This is a genomic window from Turicibacter sp. GALT-G1, assembly GCF_025594995.1.
Classification (GTDB): domain Bacteria; phylum Bacillota_I; class Bacilli_A; order MOL361; family Turicibacteraceae; genus Turicibacter; species Turicibacter bilis.
This window is the reverse complement of record NZ_JAMQUS010000062.1, coordinates 1-16,883: the sequence shown is the minus strand read 5'-3', so window position 1 is coordinate 16,883 and position 16,883 is coordinate 1. Positions and strand designations below refer to the sequence as shown.

Sequence of the window (16,883 nt, the reverse complement as noted above, 5' to 3'; positions counted from 1 at the left end):
GCCGGGCGCACATAAAAAATCGTAGCAAAAAGATGCTACGATTTTTTTCATTTATGCGTCCTACTAGTTTATGAACCTGTTGAATGTCAAATAAGTCAATGATACTTCCGACACTTCTAAATGGATCTTCAGTTAAAACCTGGTTATTTTCAATAAATCCATTTGCCTCAATGTAATCAACTAATAATTCAATGAATTTTAATTAACTGACATTAAGCGACTGATCACTTAATAATTATGAAAATACTGCTTGGACCACTTCTTTTCCATTCCAACGCGCATATTAAATTCTATAACACCCGATTAAATAAGGCTGTAGAATAATCCACAATGTCTGTGATACTTAGCATATTATACTTTTTATACACGTCTGAAAAATAACTTTCAATTAAAGCTTTCTCAATGACTTTTCCACCTTTTTGATTAGGGGATAAGCCTTTTCTTGTCTCTCTCCATGGCTTTTCACAATGTGTCATACGTTCAAGTGCTTTTCCACTATAACATCCTAAATATCTCATAATCAAATCAATAAAAAACTGTTCTTCCTCATCTAAGGAGCATACGTCATTTTTAGATACAATATATTTATAATCTTTAAATTTACTATATATCTCTGGATAAACAGGACCTTGATCCCAAGCCTCACAATCATTTTCAAACAAATGATACCCATAAAAAACTTTAAAGAATGCTTGCGAATAGTAAAGAATTTTTTGTAATGCTAACGGTGTGATATCGTCACTAACACCTAAAATATAATCGACAACTTTAAAAATCTTATCGTTTTTCTCCCCACTATCAAAAGGTCTTACATACTTGCTTTGCTCTAACTCATCTTGATAGTCTAAGTTATCATGATAGTCTAGGTCATTTGAATCATCTAAGTTATCCTGCTGTGTTTTATAGGCTTGATAATCTAGATCACTAGTTTGCTCTAAATCTAAGTCTACCTTTAAATCATTTATCCCTATTTTATCAAGGTTGCTTCTACATTTCTCATAAGCAACTTTTGTTATTCTAGTCTGATTTTTTTGTAATATTTCATAGAATTTATTCGCATCTTCATTGATAGCTTTTAGCAAATCTAAATATTCCTTTTTAGGAACCATCCCTTTTAAATATCTCGTTATCGTTAATTCTCCCCAATCTAATAATAAAGATAAGGGCCTTTTCCCGATATTATACTTAGACATAATCGAATTGATAATACTTATCGTTTCATTAGACACTCTTTCTTGATAGGCTTTCTTGGTATTCTCGTTATTCTCTTCATAGATTGCATCGATAAATATTAAATGTTGGCACTCATTACAAATGGCCTCTTTCTTTTCGTATTCAACTTCATAGCCTTTCACTATTTTTTTATGCCTTTTTTTAACGACTGTATATTTAGTCGTTTTTTTACATTTCCCACAAAACTCCTGCATGATTAAAATCTCCTCTTGATTAAACGAACTTCTAAAAATACTTCTTTATATCTTCTAAAAACGGAATGATTTTTTTGATGAATTACGCGCTCGAATGATACATTCAACCTCTGTATCCTGTAACTCTATTATACATAAAATGATACATTTTCTTCAATCCCTAGTGTATCATTTTGATACGTTATTTTTCCAAATCTCGCAAGTGTAACATTCCATGACTCCCTCTTATTAAAAATCTGCTGTATTAATTTTCGACATCCTTCTTAATAAAAAAGATTAGTTTTTGCAAACTAATCCCTCTATCCTTTTAATAAATAAAACACAGCGCAACTAAAGCAATCACAATATAGATGTCACCAACAATTCCCGCTACTCGCTTTACATACAAAACAGACCAATCTTTAAGTCTAAAATTCGACATTTCGGGAAAAGAGTAATTACTTAATAGTGTCTCCAGTAACACAAACACAAAAGCTAGCCCACTGATAACAGTAAACCATCCCTGCTGAATAACAATTACTGTCCACAACATCGACACTAATTGAAGCATGATTCCTTTAATAACTGTTTTATAATACTTAGTTTTACTTTCATACTGACTCATATTTTTCTCTTTAACATAGTTTGAATAAGTAATATATTGCGCATTAGATAACAATCTCACTTGAATTTGACACCCGACTAACAACAACGTAATAAAAAAATAACCAACTAGTACAATCCGTGAAATAACTTCTAAAATCAACTCCATTTTATAACCTCTTCTCTATAAACTTCCTTCTATATTTATACTCCGTTATCTTAACAATGCTTTAATCCCTATGCCTATTTTCAAGAAAAAAGAGAATCACAACGATTTTCCGCTGCGATTCTCCTGGATCATTTATCGATATTCCCAAAGGCTTTTTATTCTATAGAGAAACAGAAATATATTTCATAATTTTATAGCAACCTTAGTTAAACATTCGCTTTAATACTAAGACATCCTATCGTCCAGATAAAAATTTTCTATGAATGAAATTTATCTGATCTTATATATCAAGCTCCTAATTTCTCAATCCCCTTCACTGCTACCTAGCGTCCCTAATTAATAACATCTCTTCCATCAAAAAATTCTCTCTTAATTCGATGCTTTAGTTAATCAATTAACATCCCTATCTTTTTCTTAATTCTCTTAATTGTTTCATTCTTTTTAAGTATTTATTAACCTCATCTTTATCAAAATCTACCTGTAACTCTGACACATCATCAATTCCCAACCACTCTATCATATGTTCGTACTCATCATCTTCAGGATTTGATAATACCTCTAATGCATATAAATAACCACCTACTCCACCACAATCCTCTGGTGGACAGATTCCCTCACCTTCAAGACAGAAAAACTCTTCATTAATAATATCTTTATAAACTTTCTCAACTTTTATCTTATGTAACCACTCATCACCAAAATCATATAAATATTGAATCACCTGTCTTGATTTCACATAATCAAAAACATTCGATGTACGACTTTCTTTATACTCATATGGTAAGCATGAATAGCTAGTATTTTTTTCTTCAGCACGATCAACGAAGACAAGATTCTCCTTAATAGCAAGCTCATATTCATGATAACTACTCCAGCCAAAAGACGCGTCAACGACTTGCTTTAACTCATAAAAGGTAATATCCTCTGGTACAACAACACGTCGCCAAACATTTAATCCTTGTAACTCTATTTTCAGCTGATAAAATTTCATCAAATCACCTCTATATTAAATACTTTTCTCTTTACGTTAAAACTTACCTAATCATTCTAAATGCTCATTCACTTCAGATGTACAATCACTCATCTTAGTACGCATTTCTTTAACCCAACTACTATTATGATACAAAATTCGATAAAATGATACATTTTCAACCCATAAATCTGTAACAATTAAAAAAATAATTAATTTTTCCTGATAAACTCAATCCTCTTTTGATAGAGTCTCGTCTGACATATTCAATTAAAGTTCAGATGATTTTAATAACTAAAATCCTATGACTTCGATCAGTTTCTTTTAGGATACTTCCTCGTCTCAAGAGGTCGCATCAACCAATATAAACCATTCACACAAGTTAAATCCCACTAACTTCAGACTTCGACAAATCAACTGTTATTACCAGTTCTCGGTTCAATCAGAATTAATGATCCTGCCCCATAATAAAAACTCTGTTAAAATAATCTAACAGAGTCTTCATTTACTTATTCTCAATATTACCAATGTTCTTAATCTGAATAGCTAGACGTCCGTCTGGCATATTAATGACTTCGATGTAGTCTTTATTATTGTAATAATCAAGTGGAATCGTGATTTCAATTCCAGTATCTGTTTTAATTTTCTGCGTTTTCTTTAGCGGCATCTTTACCCAGTTTGAATTTTGAACTGGTTTTTCAATTCCTTGATTTTCAATTTCCGCGACATACGCTAATTTTGCTTCCGGTGTCTGATAAAACACTTCTTCAGCAATTTCTTTCATATCAATATCTTTTCCTTCGTTGATTGTCTCTTTAATGACGCGTTCAAAGGCTGGCACCATCTCTAATTTATCTAACTCATGATGCTCAATAATTTCCTCCGCTACATAGCGTGCCTTCTTAACAGCCTCTTTGACGGAGATTTCTGTCTTACATTCTAGAATTTTATCAGCGTAAAGATGTGTATCATCATCCTCTGTTGATGTCATATTCTCTAAAATCGTTAATGTCATTTTGTCTAAATCAATCATGAAGAAATTCGCACTTTTTAAACTTGCTGCAGGGATAATAGATTGATGAACAATCAAGTTATTTTGAATTCCTGTCTCGCTTTGATTAACGTGGTGAACCATTCCTTCCTTGCACGTTAGCTCAAGACCAATAACATATTCAACTTCTGAAACTTCAATTTCACATAAGAATAAGTCACTTGCTGTGAAAATTTCGTAGCGATCTTTCCAATCATAACGTTTCGTGGCAATCGCATTGGCAAAATCAATAAAGGGAATCGTGCGATTACGATACTCTAAAAATAATTTTCTTGCCTCACTATCTTCTTTAAACACTGCCGGTCGTCCCGCTGCATTCTTCATACATTTTTCGATATTCTTTTCTAGAAAATGGTAAGCACCATCTACTGTCTCATCTAATGGACGTTCCGTTGGCATAAACATTTGATGCACATTATCTAATAAATATAAATAACAACTTTTTACATTAACCGCCATAAACTCTCACCTTTTTACTCAATATTCAACTCTTTTAAGTCACATGAATCGCTCGTCACATATAAAACTTCACATTCCATGTTTACATCATCAATTTTTTCAAAATAAGTTTTTGCAAACTCCCCATAAACAACAACTTTACATGGTTTATTGAAGCATCCCGCTTTCATTAAACGATTTTTAAAATCATATAAAACTGCCTTCTCAAACTTATTTACATCTTCATTTTCATGTTCTCCAAATTGAGCGTATCCTTCTTTAACCATAGGAGTCAACAAATCAAATAATACTTTATATTTCCCATCTAAATTCGTCGTTTCTTGTAAAGGAACTGAGCAGACATTTAAAACAGAGAAACGTGTATTCGTCTTAGCCAATTCACCTAATGATTTCTTACTTCCTGCATCAAAAATCGTCGCAGCGGCATGACCTACCTCTAGCTCTACATCAGTTGGTGCATCTACAATAAAGTAAACGTCTGACTCTGGATGAATAATATCTGATCCTTTTTTCTTATATTCAGCAAAATAAAAACGACATAAATTTAGCCATTGATTACTATACATCAAACCACTCCTAAGCCTAAGTTCATACCTACAAGTATACAACAAAAAATAACTTAACATAAAATAAAAATTACAGAAAAAACTTATTCATAAATCATTCACGATAAAATATAAATTGCATTAAACTATTGAATAACTGCAAACTAGGAGTTAAAAAAACTTCAACTTCTCCAAAGAATTACCTATCGAATAATATGAATCAAATTTTCTTTCAGATGCTAAAAACCGCAAAACATTATAGTGCTTTGCAGTTTTTGGTTTACATCAATTATACTTAAATAAACAAATTAAACTAATCTCTATTAGGAGACATAACAAAAATAAAATCGTAAATTCTCCATTCATTGACTTTTGATAAGATTCTCTTACTACTTTAATTCTATATTCTCAAAAACGGTATTCGCAGCCACCCATTGTTGAAATTTAATTTTAACGACTAAACCATATATTCCAAAGGTAATAACGATAACTAACCACCAAACAATCCAATGTCCAATCAACTCTTTAGGGTCCCCAATAAATTTTAATCGTTGACCACAAATCACCGTATGTTCACACCTCTCCTCTTGTTCCTTACACAAAATCCACGGATAAGCAAATCCTAGCGTTACAACCCCTAATAAAACTAACTTAATTTGATGAATTAACGCAGACTTAAAATGCTGATCGTAATATGAACCATACTTCATTTTATTATCGATAATAGTACTTCTTTTATACTCCATTACAAAGTCTCCTTTTTAATCATTCTACTTTTAAATTATACTAAAAAATAATCCTTTTCATACTGATCGGCACTTGAAGAGTAATAAAACACTATACTTCATCTATATATAACCGCTTAACTCATCCAAAAAAGCAGAGCTTATAAACTTAGCTCTGCTTTTTCTCTTGTTTACATCTCTCACAGTCACAAGGACGGATGGTATAAACATATTCATATCCTGTTAAAGTAGGCGGGATTTTCATACACATCTCATTCACAATCCCATCGACTTTTTTTGTATTCACAAATTTCATTCGCTCCCAAAACCTAATCGCTCGCCGAACTGATCGCAAACGAATCATGTCAAGCTCTGGCAACAACTTAGAACAATCAAGCAAATGCTCAAATACCTTCTTACCAAACCCATAACCCATCGGCAATGTCATAAATTTATTAATCTTCATATATGCAATCTGACGAACCAAGTCCGTCTTATTCGGATAATACAATTCTAACTGAAACAACCAATTCCATGGTCCGCTTGAATAGTGATACTTTAGCTCATATCCATATCGCTTCCGATTAACAATTAATACCACATCACTGCATAACAATTGATCCAATCCTTGCTTCCACTTTAAACAAAATGCCGCCACCTCATCTGTTAATACTTTCACCAAATCTGACATTTTCTCGACATTACGATGGTCAACTGTCACATTCATCACAGCCCTCCCCTCGCATGTAGTCCCTTCATTATATGCAAACTCTCACTTGATTGTGACATGAAAATAAATGATTTCTCTAAACTTTCTTCTCTCCCTTCTCCTCCTCTCTTTTTTAAGTATATCCCCATTTATTCGTTATAATTTCTTCAGTCAAGCCCTCATCGATTCCCTCTTCTCGCATAATCGGGAAAATCGTCTCAACTATTAAAAATGCTATTTAAGCTCAACTATCTCCTTTAGCTAAACATCCATCTTCAATCAAGTATAGAAAATGCAAAAATTCTACAAAAAAAAGAGCAGAGATTCGCAGCAATCTCTACTCCTTTAAAAAGTTATGAAATGGGAAATTGTGAGTCAAGAAAAAGTTCTTAACTATACATGCGACGCCCATAGCCAAAATCGCGATTTAAATCTTTATAATCACGGGTTTTAAATCCACAGACATCTATACAACCATTTTTAAAACCATGTTTTCTCACCACTAGTTGCCCCTCTTTATAGAAAATTTTTCCTTACGCTGGAGAAACCATAGATTTTGCTACGTGATTGTTCGTAGTAAATGTCATTAATTTTTTTACATCTTTCATTATGGCGTGACACCCCCTACACCGTGCTCTCTCTCGAACACAAGTTTATTATAACATATTTTAGTAAAATTTTTAATTTATTTTAGTAATATTTTTTTAAAAAAGTTCCTACAATTATTTATTAATCATAGGAACTTTTAAATTATCTGGTGTGTATGTGTGTTTATTTAATTAAGCAATAATCTCATTTACGCGAGCTAAAACATCTTCTTTAATTTTAGCCACTTGTGCATCCGCTGCATCGATCACATCAGCAATAACACCGATATAAACTTTTGCTTTTGGTTCAGTTCCTGATGGACGTAAGACGAACCAAGATCCATCAGCCAATGTATACTTTAAGACATTTGACTTTGGTAAATCAATGGCAGTTGTTGAATCATTTGTTAAGTCCGTGTGAATACTTTCTTTATAATCTTCAACCGCTACGACTTCTTTACCTGCAACAGTAATTGGAGTAAACTCACGGAAATCAGCTAAAATCGCTTGAATTTTATCTGCCCCTTCTTTACCTTTTAACGTAATATTCACTAAGGCTTCACGGTAGCATCCGTAAGTTTCATATAACTCCATTAACACATCATATAATGTTTTTCCATGCTCTTTGTAGTAAGCTGCCGCTTCTGCACACATTAAAACGGATTGAACAGAGTCTTTATCACGGACGAAGTCTCCGATTAAATATCCATAAGACTCTTCGTAACCGAATACATATTCATAATCTGTATCTTCAATTAAACGAGCTTGTTCACCGATAAACTTGAATCCTGTTAACGTTGAAACCACTTCAAATCCATATGAACGAGCAATTGCTGCTCCCATATCTGATGTTACAATCGTATTGAATACTTTCCCTTTAGCAGGTAATGTTCCATGAGCTTTCTTTTGAGATAAAATATAATGAATTAAGATGGCACCTGTTTGGTTTCCTGTTAATAACACATAGTCTCCCTCAGGATTTTTAACCGCTAAACCAACACGGTCAGCATCTGGATCCGTTGCAATTAAAATATCTGCATCGATTTCTTTACCTAATGCAATTGACATTTCAAACGCAGAAGCTTCCTCTGGGTTTGGAGATTTAACCGTTGAGAAGTTTGGATCAGCGACACATTGTTCTTCAACCACATGTAATTGCTCATATCCACACTCTGTTAATACACGACGAACTGGAATGTTTGCTGTCCCATGTAAAGGTGAGAACACAATTTTTAAATCTTTTTTATTGCAATCTGGATTGATTTCTAATGCTTTGACACGCTCAGTATAAACATCATCAATCTCTTTTCCAATGATTTGAATTAATCCGGCTGCCTTTAATTCTTCTTCAGACTTAACATCGATTGCGAAAACATCATCAATCGCATCCACTAATGCGATCACTTGATCCGCATCAGCAGGAACTAATTGACATCCTGTCTCATCATAAATTTTATATCCATTATATTCAGGTGGGTTGTGAGAAGCTGTTACCACAATTCCTCCCGCTGCTTGTAAATGACGAACAGCGAATGATAACTCAGGCGTTGGACGTAATGTTTCAAATACATACGCTTTAATACCATGAGATGCCATCACTTTAGCTGATTCCATCGCAAACTCTGGTGAGAAATGACGACAATCATAAGCAATCACAATTCCACGTTCTTTTGCATTTTCAACATTTTTTAATAAGTATTGTGCAAATCCTTCATTTGCCTTACGAATCGTATACACATTCATGCGGTTTGTTCCTGGACCAACAACTCCGCGCATTCCCCCTGTACCGAACTCTAAATTACGATAAAAGGCATCTTCTTTTTCCGCCTCTGTCATTTTTTCTAATTGTTCTCTTAAGTATAACTCTAAATTCTCTTGCCCTAACCAGTTTTGGTATTCCGTTTCAAAAGACATACAATACCCTCCATATCTATAAATATCTAGTTGCTATTATAGCATAACAATGACCAAAAAATAACATAAGCTCAGTAAAAAATAGTGACAAAAGTATCATCTATCCGACAATATACATATTTTACTTAAATGTCATTGTATACATTGCCTCAAACGTTTCACCTGATTGTAATAATTGAATGCCTTTTTTACTTGATAATTCTTGTGGCTCATTCACTGTATCGGCCATTCCGTACCAAGGTTCTAAACAAATAAAATCTGCAATATGTCCTTCTTGATTAATCGGTGACCAAATACCTACATAAGGAAAACCATTAAAACGGATTTCAACTTCACGATCATGATTATACGATTTTAAAGCAATCGCAGACTCTCCTTCTACAACTAAGGTCGGAAACTCTTCAAATAATTCTTTATTTAACGGTAAAAATTTTAATTTATCAATAATTGTAATCTTTTCATCTACGATCAGATTTGTCTTTGAATCAAATCTATACGTTTCAACTCCATTAGATGACTCAAAATATAAATAATAATCACCAAATTGATCATCCGCTTGTAGCCTTGTACTAAGTGCCGGATGAGCTCCGATTGAAAATGGCATGACCTCCTCACTTAAATTCGTGACTTCCCATTTAACAGCTAACGTTTCATCGAACAATTCATACCCGATTTTCAAGCTAAATTCATAGGGATAATATTCCAACGTCTTCGCATTTGACCTTAACTCAAACCAAACTTTTGTATCCGTTCGACACAACACATCAAACCACTCATCTCCAGCAAATCCATGTTGCATCAATGAATATCGTTTTCCATTTAATAAATACGTATCTTCTGCGAGACGGCCAACAACAGGGAACAACACCGGTGAAGACCTAGCCCAAAACTCTGGATTCGAATTCCATAAATAATCCAGTTCATAATCTAAATGATAAACACGCTTAACTTCTGCTCCATGATTAGCAATGTCGATTTCTAACCGATCATTCTTTAATTTCACCATGCTATCTCCTTACCTTTCATCATAACTTCCTTTACGATTTCCCCTCAAAAAATGAAATCGCTAACTAATTATAACACCTTTCCTAAATAAATGCGATTTTTTAAAGAAAAAAGGAAAGACTATTACTATAAAGGAGGCCATTAATATGGAAAAAGAACAATTCGTTGCCGTCCGTCGTAATAGCGACGGCGACCTTATCGCCTTTAAATCAAACACAGGAAAAGAATATGACTACGAAACAGCTAAAGAACTTTGTGAACAAGGACTTATCTCCAATGCCCAAACCTTCAAAGGTAAAGGTGGCGGAACTTACATCCGTGGAATCGTGGATGGAGAAAAAGACAACAACCTATCCAACCTACCAACATTCTAATTTATAATTAAAAAAGCACTCATCTGGAGTGCTTTTTCTAAACCTTAATGACTCTAAATCATGAAGTCTTTTCTATCTAGTATTCACCAAATTTCCTCGGAAATTATTGCATCGGATCGATAAACATAACACTATAAAGTAAGTGAACTAATATAAACCATACCACGACAAAAATAACGATTCCTACTACACCCTTCTTCAAACAGCCTGAACTGATAAGTGGTTGTACTTCTCTCATCATCACTTTTTCAGAAACTTCAGGTACTTCTTGATCACGTAATAAGTAATCCAATGACACACCATAATAATCACTCAAAGCTACTAAATTATCCGTATCAGGGGTTGATTCTCCTAATTCCCACTTTGAAATCGCCTGCCTTGAAACGTTCAATCGATCCGCTAACTGTTCTTGAGATAAACCTCTAGCCTTTCGTAACTTCTTTAACTTCTCACCTAATAACATGAAATCATCCTCTCTTCAACTCATAATCCTATTTTAAATGACTCCTAAAAAAACACTACCCATTTAACCTTGAATCTCCGCAACTAACAGTTGCAAATAAAAAAGCGTTGCTTTCGCAACACTTTTTTATTATTCATCGTCACGTAAAACCCAGTCTGCACCTTTGAATGGTTCGACTGTCCATAAATCTAAAAATTCTTGTTGACGTAATGCTTCATAAGCTAAAATAGCTGCTACATTCGATACGTTTAATGAGCGAACTTTATTCGTCATTGGAACACGAAAGCAGTTCTCGAAATAAGGACGTAAAATCTCTTTTGGAATCCCGCTACTTTCTGCTCCTAAAACAATATAATAATCTTCTTCAAGATTTGAGAAATCCATTTCAGCATGATTCTTTTGTCCATAACGAGTACAGAAGCAGAACTTTCCACCTTTATTCTTCTCAACAAACTCTTCCCAATTCTCATAGACAGTGTAGTCTACTTCATTAACATAGTTCGCACCTGAACGTTTAATACTTTTCTCATCTAATGAGAATCCCATTGGTTTAATTAAATGTAATTTAATATCCGTCGCTGCACAAGTACGCATAATATTCCCCGTATTTTGAGGAATCTCTGGATTATATTGAACTAAATGAATTGCCATAATTGTCACCTCAACTGTTTAACAATGAATTAAAACTAACACCAAAACTTTATGTGCTATGATTATCACTCTACTTGGCATGGCTTAAAATCATCTTAGATTATTGTTCGTTAATAAACATTTGCCATTGCCTTTTTATTTTACCACAAAATTCTTTATTTTTTGCAACAATCTTATTTGTTGTCTAATCGCTCATAGGCTTGTTTAGCCGCTTCTTTTAACCAATCAGGACCTTGTCCATCACGTATCTTTGCTATCTCAGGTAAAGCAGCTTTATACTTATAAAAACCAGCATTAAACATGGCATTACGTTTAAGAACAGACACTCCACGCCAAGATCCTGCTAAATGACCATACTTTGATTTAAACTCCTTATTCGTCATCGTTAACAATTCACTGATCTTTGGAAACTCTGCACCAGTTGGTTCCATCTCAGCATGTAGATGAAAATCTACTTCACGATTGAATGGACACACTTCCTGGCAAATATCACAACCATAAACATTCTTACTAATCTTCTCGTAAAGCTCAGGTGCTAAATATTCCTTCGATTGCGTCACATACGATAAACAACGTTTTTCATTCAGACTCCCATCTGGTTGAATAGCCTTCGTAGGACAAGCACGAACACATCGATCGCACGTTCCACACAGACGCTCAATCGGTGTATCCGGTGGAAATTCATAATTTACCAATAACTCACCTAAATAAATATAACTTCCAAACGTCTCATTGATAATAGAACTATTCTTTCCACTAAATCCAATTCCACTTCGTAGTGCAACTGCACGATCATTAAATACACCTGTATCAACACTGCCAATGACTTCTATACCAGAGATATGCTCCTTTAACCAATCTTCAAGTAATTGTAACTTCTTACCTACAATGTCATGGTAGTCCATCCCCCATGATGAACGACAAAATTGAACAAAAGGATCTTCCTTATCCTGCTTTGGCAATTCTGTCTGTCGTGGATAGGAAACACCAATTGATACAAATGACTTCGCATTTTCCATTGATAATAAAGGATTCGTACGTTCCTCAATCGACCCTTTTGTTAATCCTGAAGACCACCCTAACTCTTCACGTCGCTTAAGCTCAGTCTCTAAAAATAAAAATGGCTTGACGTCACTAAATCCAATAACATCAATTCCAACTTCTTTACTATATTCAATTAATTTTTCCTTTAACTCATATGCTTCACTATTCTCAATTATCGTTAAATCCTGTTTATCAATAACTCCTTGTTTTTGCTTTTCTTTCTTCATGATGATCACCTACCCTCTACTCTACTAAGAAATCACCAAAAACTCAACCAAAAACACTTATATTATAGCCTAAACTGTTTTATCTAAACAAAAAGGACACCCTAAGGTGTCCAAAATTTTATCCTTTATTTGCCCCTGCCGTCATACCTTCAATTAAGAATTTTTGCATGCTAATATAAACTAATGTAATAGGAACCGCTACAAGTACACAACCCGCTGCGAACATCGTAAAGTTATTTTGACTGTTACCACTAATCATATCATACAAACCAACAGCTAATGTTAACTTATGATTTGATGAGATAATTAAACGTGGGAAGATAAAGTCCATCCAAGGCGTCATGAAAGTTGTAACAGCTACGAACGACACAATTGGTTGGATTAACGGGAACATAATCTTGAAGAAGATTTGACCCTTCGTCGCTCCATCAAGCATCGCTGATTCATCTAATTCTTTAGGAATTGAATTCATATACCCTTTAATCAACCACGTATTATACGGAATTTGTCCAGCAGAGTAGCACAAAATTAAAGCCCAGTGATTATCTAATAAATTGAACGTTAAGAACAAGATATATAATGCCGTCATCCCCATGAAACTTGGGAACATTTGAAGCACTAAAATACTAATTAATGCTGGCTTTTTCCCTTTGAAACGGAAACGAGCAAAGATATACCCCATCGTTGTCGATAAAAATACAGAGAAAAGCATATTAATAACAGCAATTTTTAACGTATTCAAATACCACTTAGCAAAGTTTGTTTTTTCAAATAACTCCATATAGTGAGCAATTGTTGGATTAGCAGGAATTGGTGTTGCCCCTGCTAAAGAAGTTCCTTCATTAAATGATGATCCAACAATCCATACTACAGGGAACAATACAATAAAACACATAAAGATTAACTCAGCATAAATCAAAATCGTATATGTAATCTCTTTTACTTTACTTATCGTATTTTTTGTAGAAGAGGTTTTCGACTTATTCTTCACGCTATTTACTTTTAACGATTTAGCCGCTTCCATAAATTACTCCTCCTTAAATGCTGCCGTTCTCGTAAAGTTGATGGCAGAGATTGAACCAAGAATTAAGAAAATCAGAATTGAAAGAACTGATGCCATATTGTACATCTTATCATTCATCGTTAACTTATAAATCCATGAAATTAAAATATCTGTATGTCCAGCATAAATAAAGTTTGGATTAACTGGTCCTCCCTCTGTTAAGAAGTAAATTAAACCAAAGTTATTAAAGTTACTTGCAAATGACATAACAAGTAATGGTGCAGTTGCTGATAAAACTAATGGTAATGTAATCTTCCAGAACTGTTGACCTTCAGTTGCTCCATCTACCTCTGCAGCTTCATAAATATCTTTAGAAATTGAAGTCATAATCCCTGACATTAAGGCCATAAAATATGGGAATCCAAGCCATAATCCAATTCCTAAAATTGTTAAGCGTGGAATCCAAGGGTTTGTTGAATCAGTTAACCAATAAATTGGTGAATCAATAATACCTGCTTGAAGTAAATACTTATTAAGTGGTCCGAACTGACCATTAAATAACTGTTGGAAGTTTAACTGTGAAATCATTGCTGGTAAAGCCCAAGGTAAAATTAAAATACTACGCCATGCCTTTTTACAAATGACACGTTTATTATTTAAAATAACCGCTTGGAACAATCCTAAGAAGAAAGGAGCAGCTGTTGAAATAATCGCAAAAATAACTGTCCACAAGAATACATTCCAGAATGTTGTAAACCATTGATTAGATGAACCAACTTCTCCACCCATTGAAAATAAATATAAGAAGTTATCCAATCCAACCCAATTCACTAAATTTGATGGCGGTAAATGTGACTTGTTATAATTTGTAAACCCAACTAAGAAGGCGAAAATAATTGGCATAAATGAGAACAAAATTAACATTAAACTTGATGGAATAATAACAATATACTCAAACGCATGTTCCCATGTATGCGCAAACCATTCTCGACTACCAAGCACTTCACCTGTTTCATTAAATTGATTAGCCGTTTTATACGCATCTTTAATATTGATATACCAAATAATACCGAATACACATAAAATCAAAATAGCAATAATCCCTTCAATTAAAAGAATAATTGAATGATCGCCTGGTGTTAACCCATTCTCGGTTAACATCGAAGATTGAGTTCCTAACGTGATTGCCCCCCAAATTCCTTTTACAAAGAATCCAGCCTCACGAAATGAAAATGTACCTGAAAAATAATTTCCTGATACCAATTCAATTCCAATGAGTAACACTTGGAATACAAAGAAGAACGCACCTTTTAACCATTGCTTATTATAGGCTTGACCTGCCCCCCATACAATAGTAGATAATACTGCTGCCAATTTTGGTTTTTTCATTTTCTCCACCTGCCTATTTCTTGATTTATAAGTCGCACCTTATGAAAACTCTTCCCCTCACAATAATTAAATCGCTTTCAAAGTGCTATACATATATAATACATGGCAATTATAGTAAAATAAAGTGTGTAAGTGGTTACACATATGCGTTTTTTTCATAAAAAAAACAAGGCTAGTTGCCTTGTTCTTGATTTCCGACTAAATATGGAATGACTCTACGTCTATAGACAAAGTAAGCTACAAGTGGTGCACCAATATTATAAATGAGCATTGTCAAACCTACATTGAACATTCCTACAACTAAAGCCATCACACATGGGAATGTTGATGAATAAATCACAATATTTAAAACTTCCTTATATGATAAGAAACTCGTATGCCCAAACTTCAATAACATCGATAAAGCAGCCACTACGAACGTAAAGACAAACGTTGATAATACACCTGTCTGATAAGCCCCTAACACAAATGGCACAACAAACATTGGCTTAATTGAAGAAGCTACACGACCAAAAACATCCTCATAACTCGCATCATCAAAATTTACTCCTTCAAAATAAGAATAACCAACTTCATATTGTCTATCTTGTTCAACAAAAACTAGATGATCTTGATTGAAAACAACACCATTATTTACTTCATTTACATCTCCGTTAAATAACACCTTAACCCCATTACTCAAATTAATCTCAGCAAATTCAGAACATGTCAACGTACCACTTTGCACACCACATCCCACTGGAAGAGAATCCACAAAACGATCTTGATCCGTTTCTGTTAACTGCCAAATCTTTTGGTCCCAACGATACGGCGCATCACCAATTAAAATAAATGCAAATGGCGTCATCTGCATAAAAGATAAAATAATTAAAAATAACAAACTAATTAAAATCGGTGTTTTTCTTAGAGCAAATACTGCATCAATTGAATACGTCGTCTCTAACATCAACTTTAACCTTTTCATATCACACACACCCATCCTATAATCTCAAAATCCTCGTACAACAAAATATACCTACTAGAATTTTTATTATAATCTAGTCCATCAACTAAGAATTATAACAGAGTTTCCAAGTAAAGTATAAAATATTACACTATCTTCCCTAATCTGCAGGAATATTATATCAAGTATTAGAAAACACAACCATATGTAATCGTTATCACATTAATCTAATAAAAAAAGTATCCTTTGGATACTAGAAATAAAAAAAGAGTATTACTACTCATTATAACAAAATTGGTGCCTAGGGCCGGAATCGAACCGGCACGGGTGTCACCACCCGCAGGATTTTAAGTCCTGTGCGTCTACCAGTTCCGCCACCCAGGCACATCATTCATTAAATTATTTGGAGGCGCCAATCGGATTTGAACCGATGATCAGGGAGTTGCAGTCCCATGCCTTACCACTTGGCTATGGCGCCTTGTATGGAGCGGGTGAAGAGAATCGAACTCTCACAGTCAGCTTGGAAGGCTGAAGTTCTACCATTAAACTACACCCGCTTATTATTAATGGGGCGACTGATGGGAATCGAACCCACGAGTGTCGGAGCCACAATCCGATGCGTTAACCACTTCGCCACAATCGCCAT

Annotated in this window: 16 protein-coding genes and 4 tRNA genes; 1 reads left to right on the top strand and 19 read right to left on the bottom strand. The window is 34.1% G+C overall.

All coding sequences use genetic code 11. The annotated features are described in order from the left end of the window. Positions 1 to 290: 290 nt before the first annotated feature. From NEH74_RS11065 to NEH74_RS11025, 9 genes are all read right to left on the bottom strand, one after another. Positions 291 to 1,427 (bottom strand): type II toxin-antitoxin system antitoxin SocA domain-containing protein, encoded by a 1,137-nt coding sequence (locus tag NEH74_RS11065; protein WP_055305935.1) that lies wholly within the window; start codon positions 1,425 to 1,427, stop codon positions 291 to 293. A gap of 307 nt (positions 1,428 to 1,734) precedes the next feature. Next, the gene (locus tag NEH74_RS11060) at positions 1,735 to 2,178 is read right to left on the bottom strand and encodes a hypothetical protein (RefSeq protein ID WP_055305934.1); all 444 of its coding nucleotides are present in this window, start codon (positions 2,176 to 2,178) and stop codon (positions 1,735 to 1,737) included. A 403-nt stretch (positions 2,179 to 2,581) separates the two neighbouring features. Further along, on the bottom strand, positions 2,582 to 3,169 hold the full coding sequence (locus tag NEH74_RS11055) for a plasmid pRiA4b ORF-3 family protein (RefSeq protein ID WP_055243681.1): 588 nt from the start codon (positions 3,167 to 3,169) through the stop codon (positions 2,582 to 2,584). Positions 3,170 to 3,653: 484 nt separating this feature from the next. Further along, positions 3,654 to 4,658 (bottom strand): nucleoid-associated protein, encoded by a 1,005-nt coding sequence (locus tag NEH74_RS11050; protein ID WP_055243683.1) that lies wholly within the window; start codon positions 4,656 to 4,658, stop codon positions 3,654 to 3,656. A 14-nt stretch (positions 4,659 to 4,672) separates the two neighbouring features. Then, entirely contained in the window at positions 4,673 to 5,224 is a 552-nt protein-coding gene (locus NEH74_RS11045) for a hypothetical protein (RefSeq protein ID WP_055277553.1), read from the bottom strand. A 368-nt stretch (positions 5,225 to 5,592) separates the two neighbouring features. Continuing rightward, positions 5,593 to 5,949 (bottom strand): hypothetical protein, encoded by a 357-nt coding sequence (locus NEH74_RS11040; protein WP_055305933.1) that lies wholly within the window; start codon positions 5,947 to 5,949, stop codon positions 5,593 to 5,595. A 148-nt stretch (positions 5,950 to 6,097) separates the two neighbouring features. Continuing rightward, on the bottom strand, positions 6,098 to 6,655 hold the full coding sequence (locus NEH74_RS11035) for a hypothetical protein (protein ID WP_055305932.1): 558 nt from the start codon (positions 6,653 to 6,655) through the stop codon (positions 6,098 to 6,100). Positions 6,656 to 7,416: 761 nt separating this feature from the next. After that, a complete protein-coding gene (locus NEH74_RS11030) occupies positions 7,417 to 9,138 on the bottom strand; it encodes a phospho-sugar mutase (RefSeq protein WP_055243698.1) in 1,722 nt (573 codons plus the stop codon). Positions 9,139 to 9,259: 121 nt separating this feature from the next. Then, the gene (locus NEH74_RS11025) at positions 9,260 to 10,144 is read right to left on the bottom strand and encodes an aldose 1-epimerase family protein (protein WP_055305931.1); all 885 of its coding nucleotides are present in this window, start codon (positions 10,142 to 10,144) and stop codon (positions 9,260 to 9,262) included. A gap of 145 nt (positions 10,145 to 10,289) precedes the next feature. On the opposite strand from NEH74_RS11025, the gene NEH74_RS11020 reads away from it, so the two are divergent. Next, positions 10,290 to 10,517 carry a DUF3892 domain-containing protein gene (locus NEH74_RS11020; protein ID WP_055305930.1) on the top strand — a complete coding sequence of 76 codons (228 nt, stop codon included), beginning with the start codon at positions 10,290 to 10,292 and terminating at the stop codon, positions 10,515 to 10,517. 103 nt (positions 10,518 to 10,620) lie between these two features. Here the strand turns inward: NEH74_RS11020 and NEH74_RS11015 are convergent, their stop codons facing one another. The 10 genes from NEH74_RS11015 to NEH74_RS10970 all read right to left on the bottom strand — a co-directional run bounded on the left by NEH74_RS11015 (position 10,621) and on the right by NEH74_RS10970 (position 16,880). Next, the gene (locus NEH74_RS11015) at positions 10,621 to 10,980 is read right to left on the bottom strand and encodes a helix-turn-helix domain-containing protein (RefSeq protein ID WP_055305929.1); all 360 of its coding nucleotides are present in this window, start codon (positions 10,978 to 10,980) and stop codon (positions 10,621 to 10,623) included. Between the two features lie 129 nt (positions 10,981 to 11,109). Next, entirely contained in the window at positions 11,110 to 11,631 is a 522-nt protein-coding gene (locus NEH74_RS11010; RefSeq protein ID WP_055243706.1) for a tRNA (cytidine(34)-2'-O)-methyltransferase, read from the bottom strand. 173 nt (positions 11,632 to 11,804) lie between these two features. Further along, on the bottom strand, positions 11,805 to 12,902 hold the full coding sequence (queG, locus tag NEH74_RS11005) for a tRNA epoxyqueuosine(34) reductase QueG (RefSeq protein ID WP_082427849.1): 1,098 nt from the start codon (positions 12,900 to 12,902) through the stop codon (positions 11,805 to 11,807). A 118-nt stretch (positions 12,903 to 13,020) separates the two neighbouring features. After that, the gene (locus tag NEH74_RS11000) at positions 13,021 to 13,926 is read right to left on the bottom strand and encodes a sugar ABC transporter permease (protein ID WP_055305928.1); all 906 of its coding nucleotides are present in this window, start codon (positions 13,924 to 13,926) and stop codon (positions 13,021 to 13,023) included. 3 nt (positions 13,927 to 13,929) lie between these two features. Continuing rightward, a complete protein-coding gene (locus NEH74_RS10995; RefSeq protein ID WP_055305927.1) occupies positions 13,930 to 15,294 on the bottom strand; it encodes a carbohydrate ABC transporter permease in 1,365 nt (454 codons plus the stop codon). A gap of 172 nt (positions 15,295 to 15,466) precedes the next feature. Continuing rightward, positions 15,467 to 16,258, bottom strand: a complete 792-nt coding sequence (locus NEH74_RS10990; protein ID WP_055243710.1) for a DUF1189 family protein — start codon at positions 16,256 to 16,258, stop codon at positions 15,467 to 15,469. A 274-nt stretch (positions 16,259 to 16,532) separates the two neighbouring features. After that, positions 16,533 to 16,621: transfer RNA gene (locus NEH74_RS10985), tRNA-Leu, on the bottom strand. 20 nt (positions 16,622 to 16,641) lie between these two features. After that, positions 16,642 to 16,715: transfer RNA gene (locus NEH74_RS10980), tRNA-Cys, on the bottom strand. Positions 16,716 to 16,720: 5 nt separating this feature from the next. Then, a tRNA-Gly gene (locus NEH74_RS10975) sits at positions 16,721 to 16,794 on the bottom strand. A gap of 10 nt (positions 16,795 to 16,804) precedes the next feature. Continuing rightward, positions 16,805 to 16,880, bottom strand: a tRNA-His gene (locus tag NEH74_RS10970). Positions 16,881 to 16,883 lie beyond the last annotated feature (3 nt).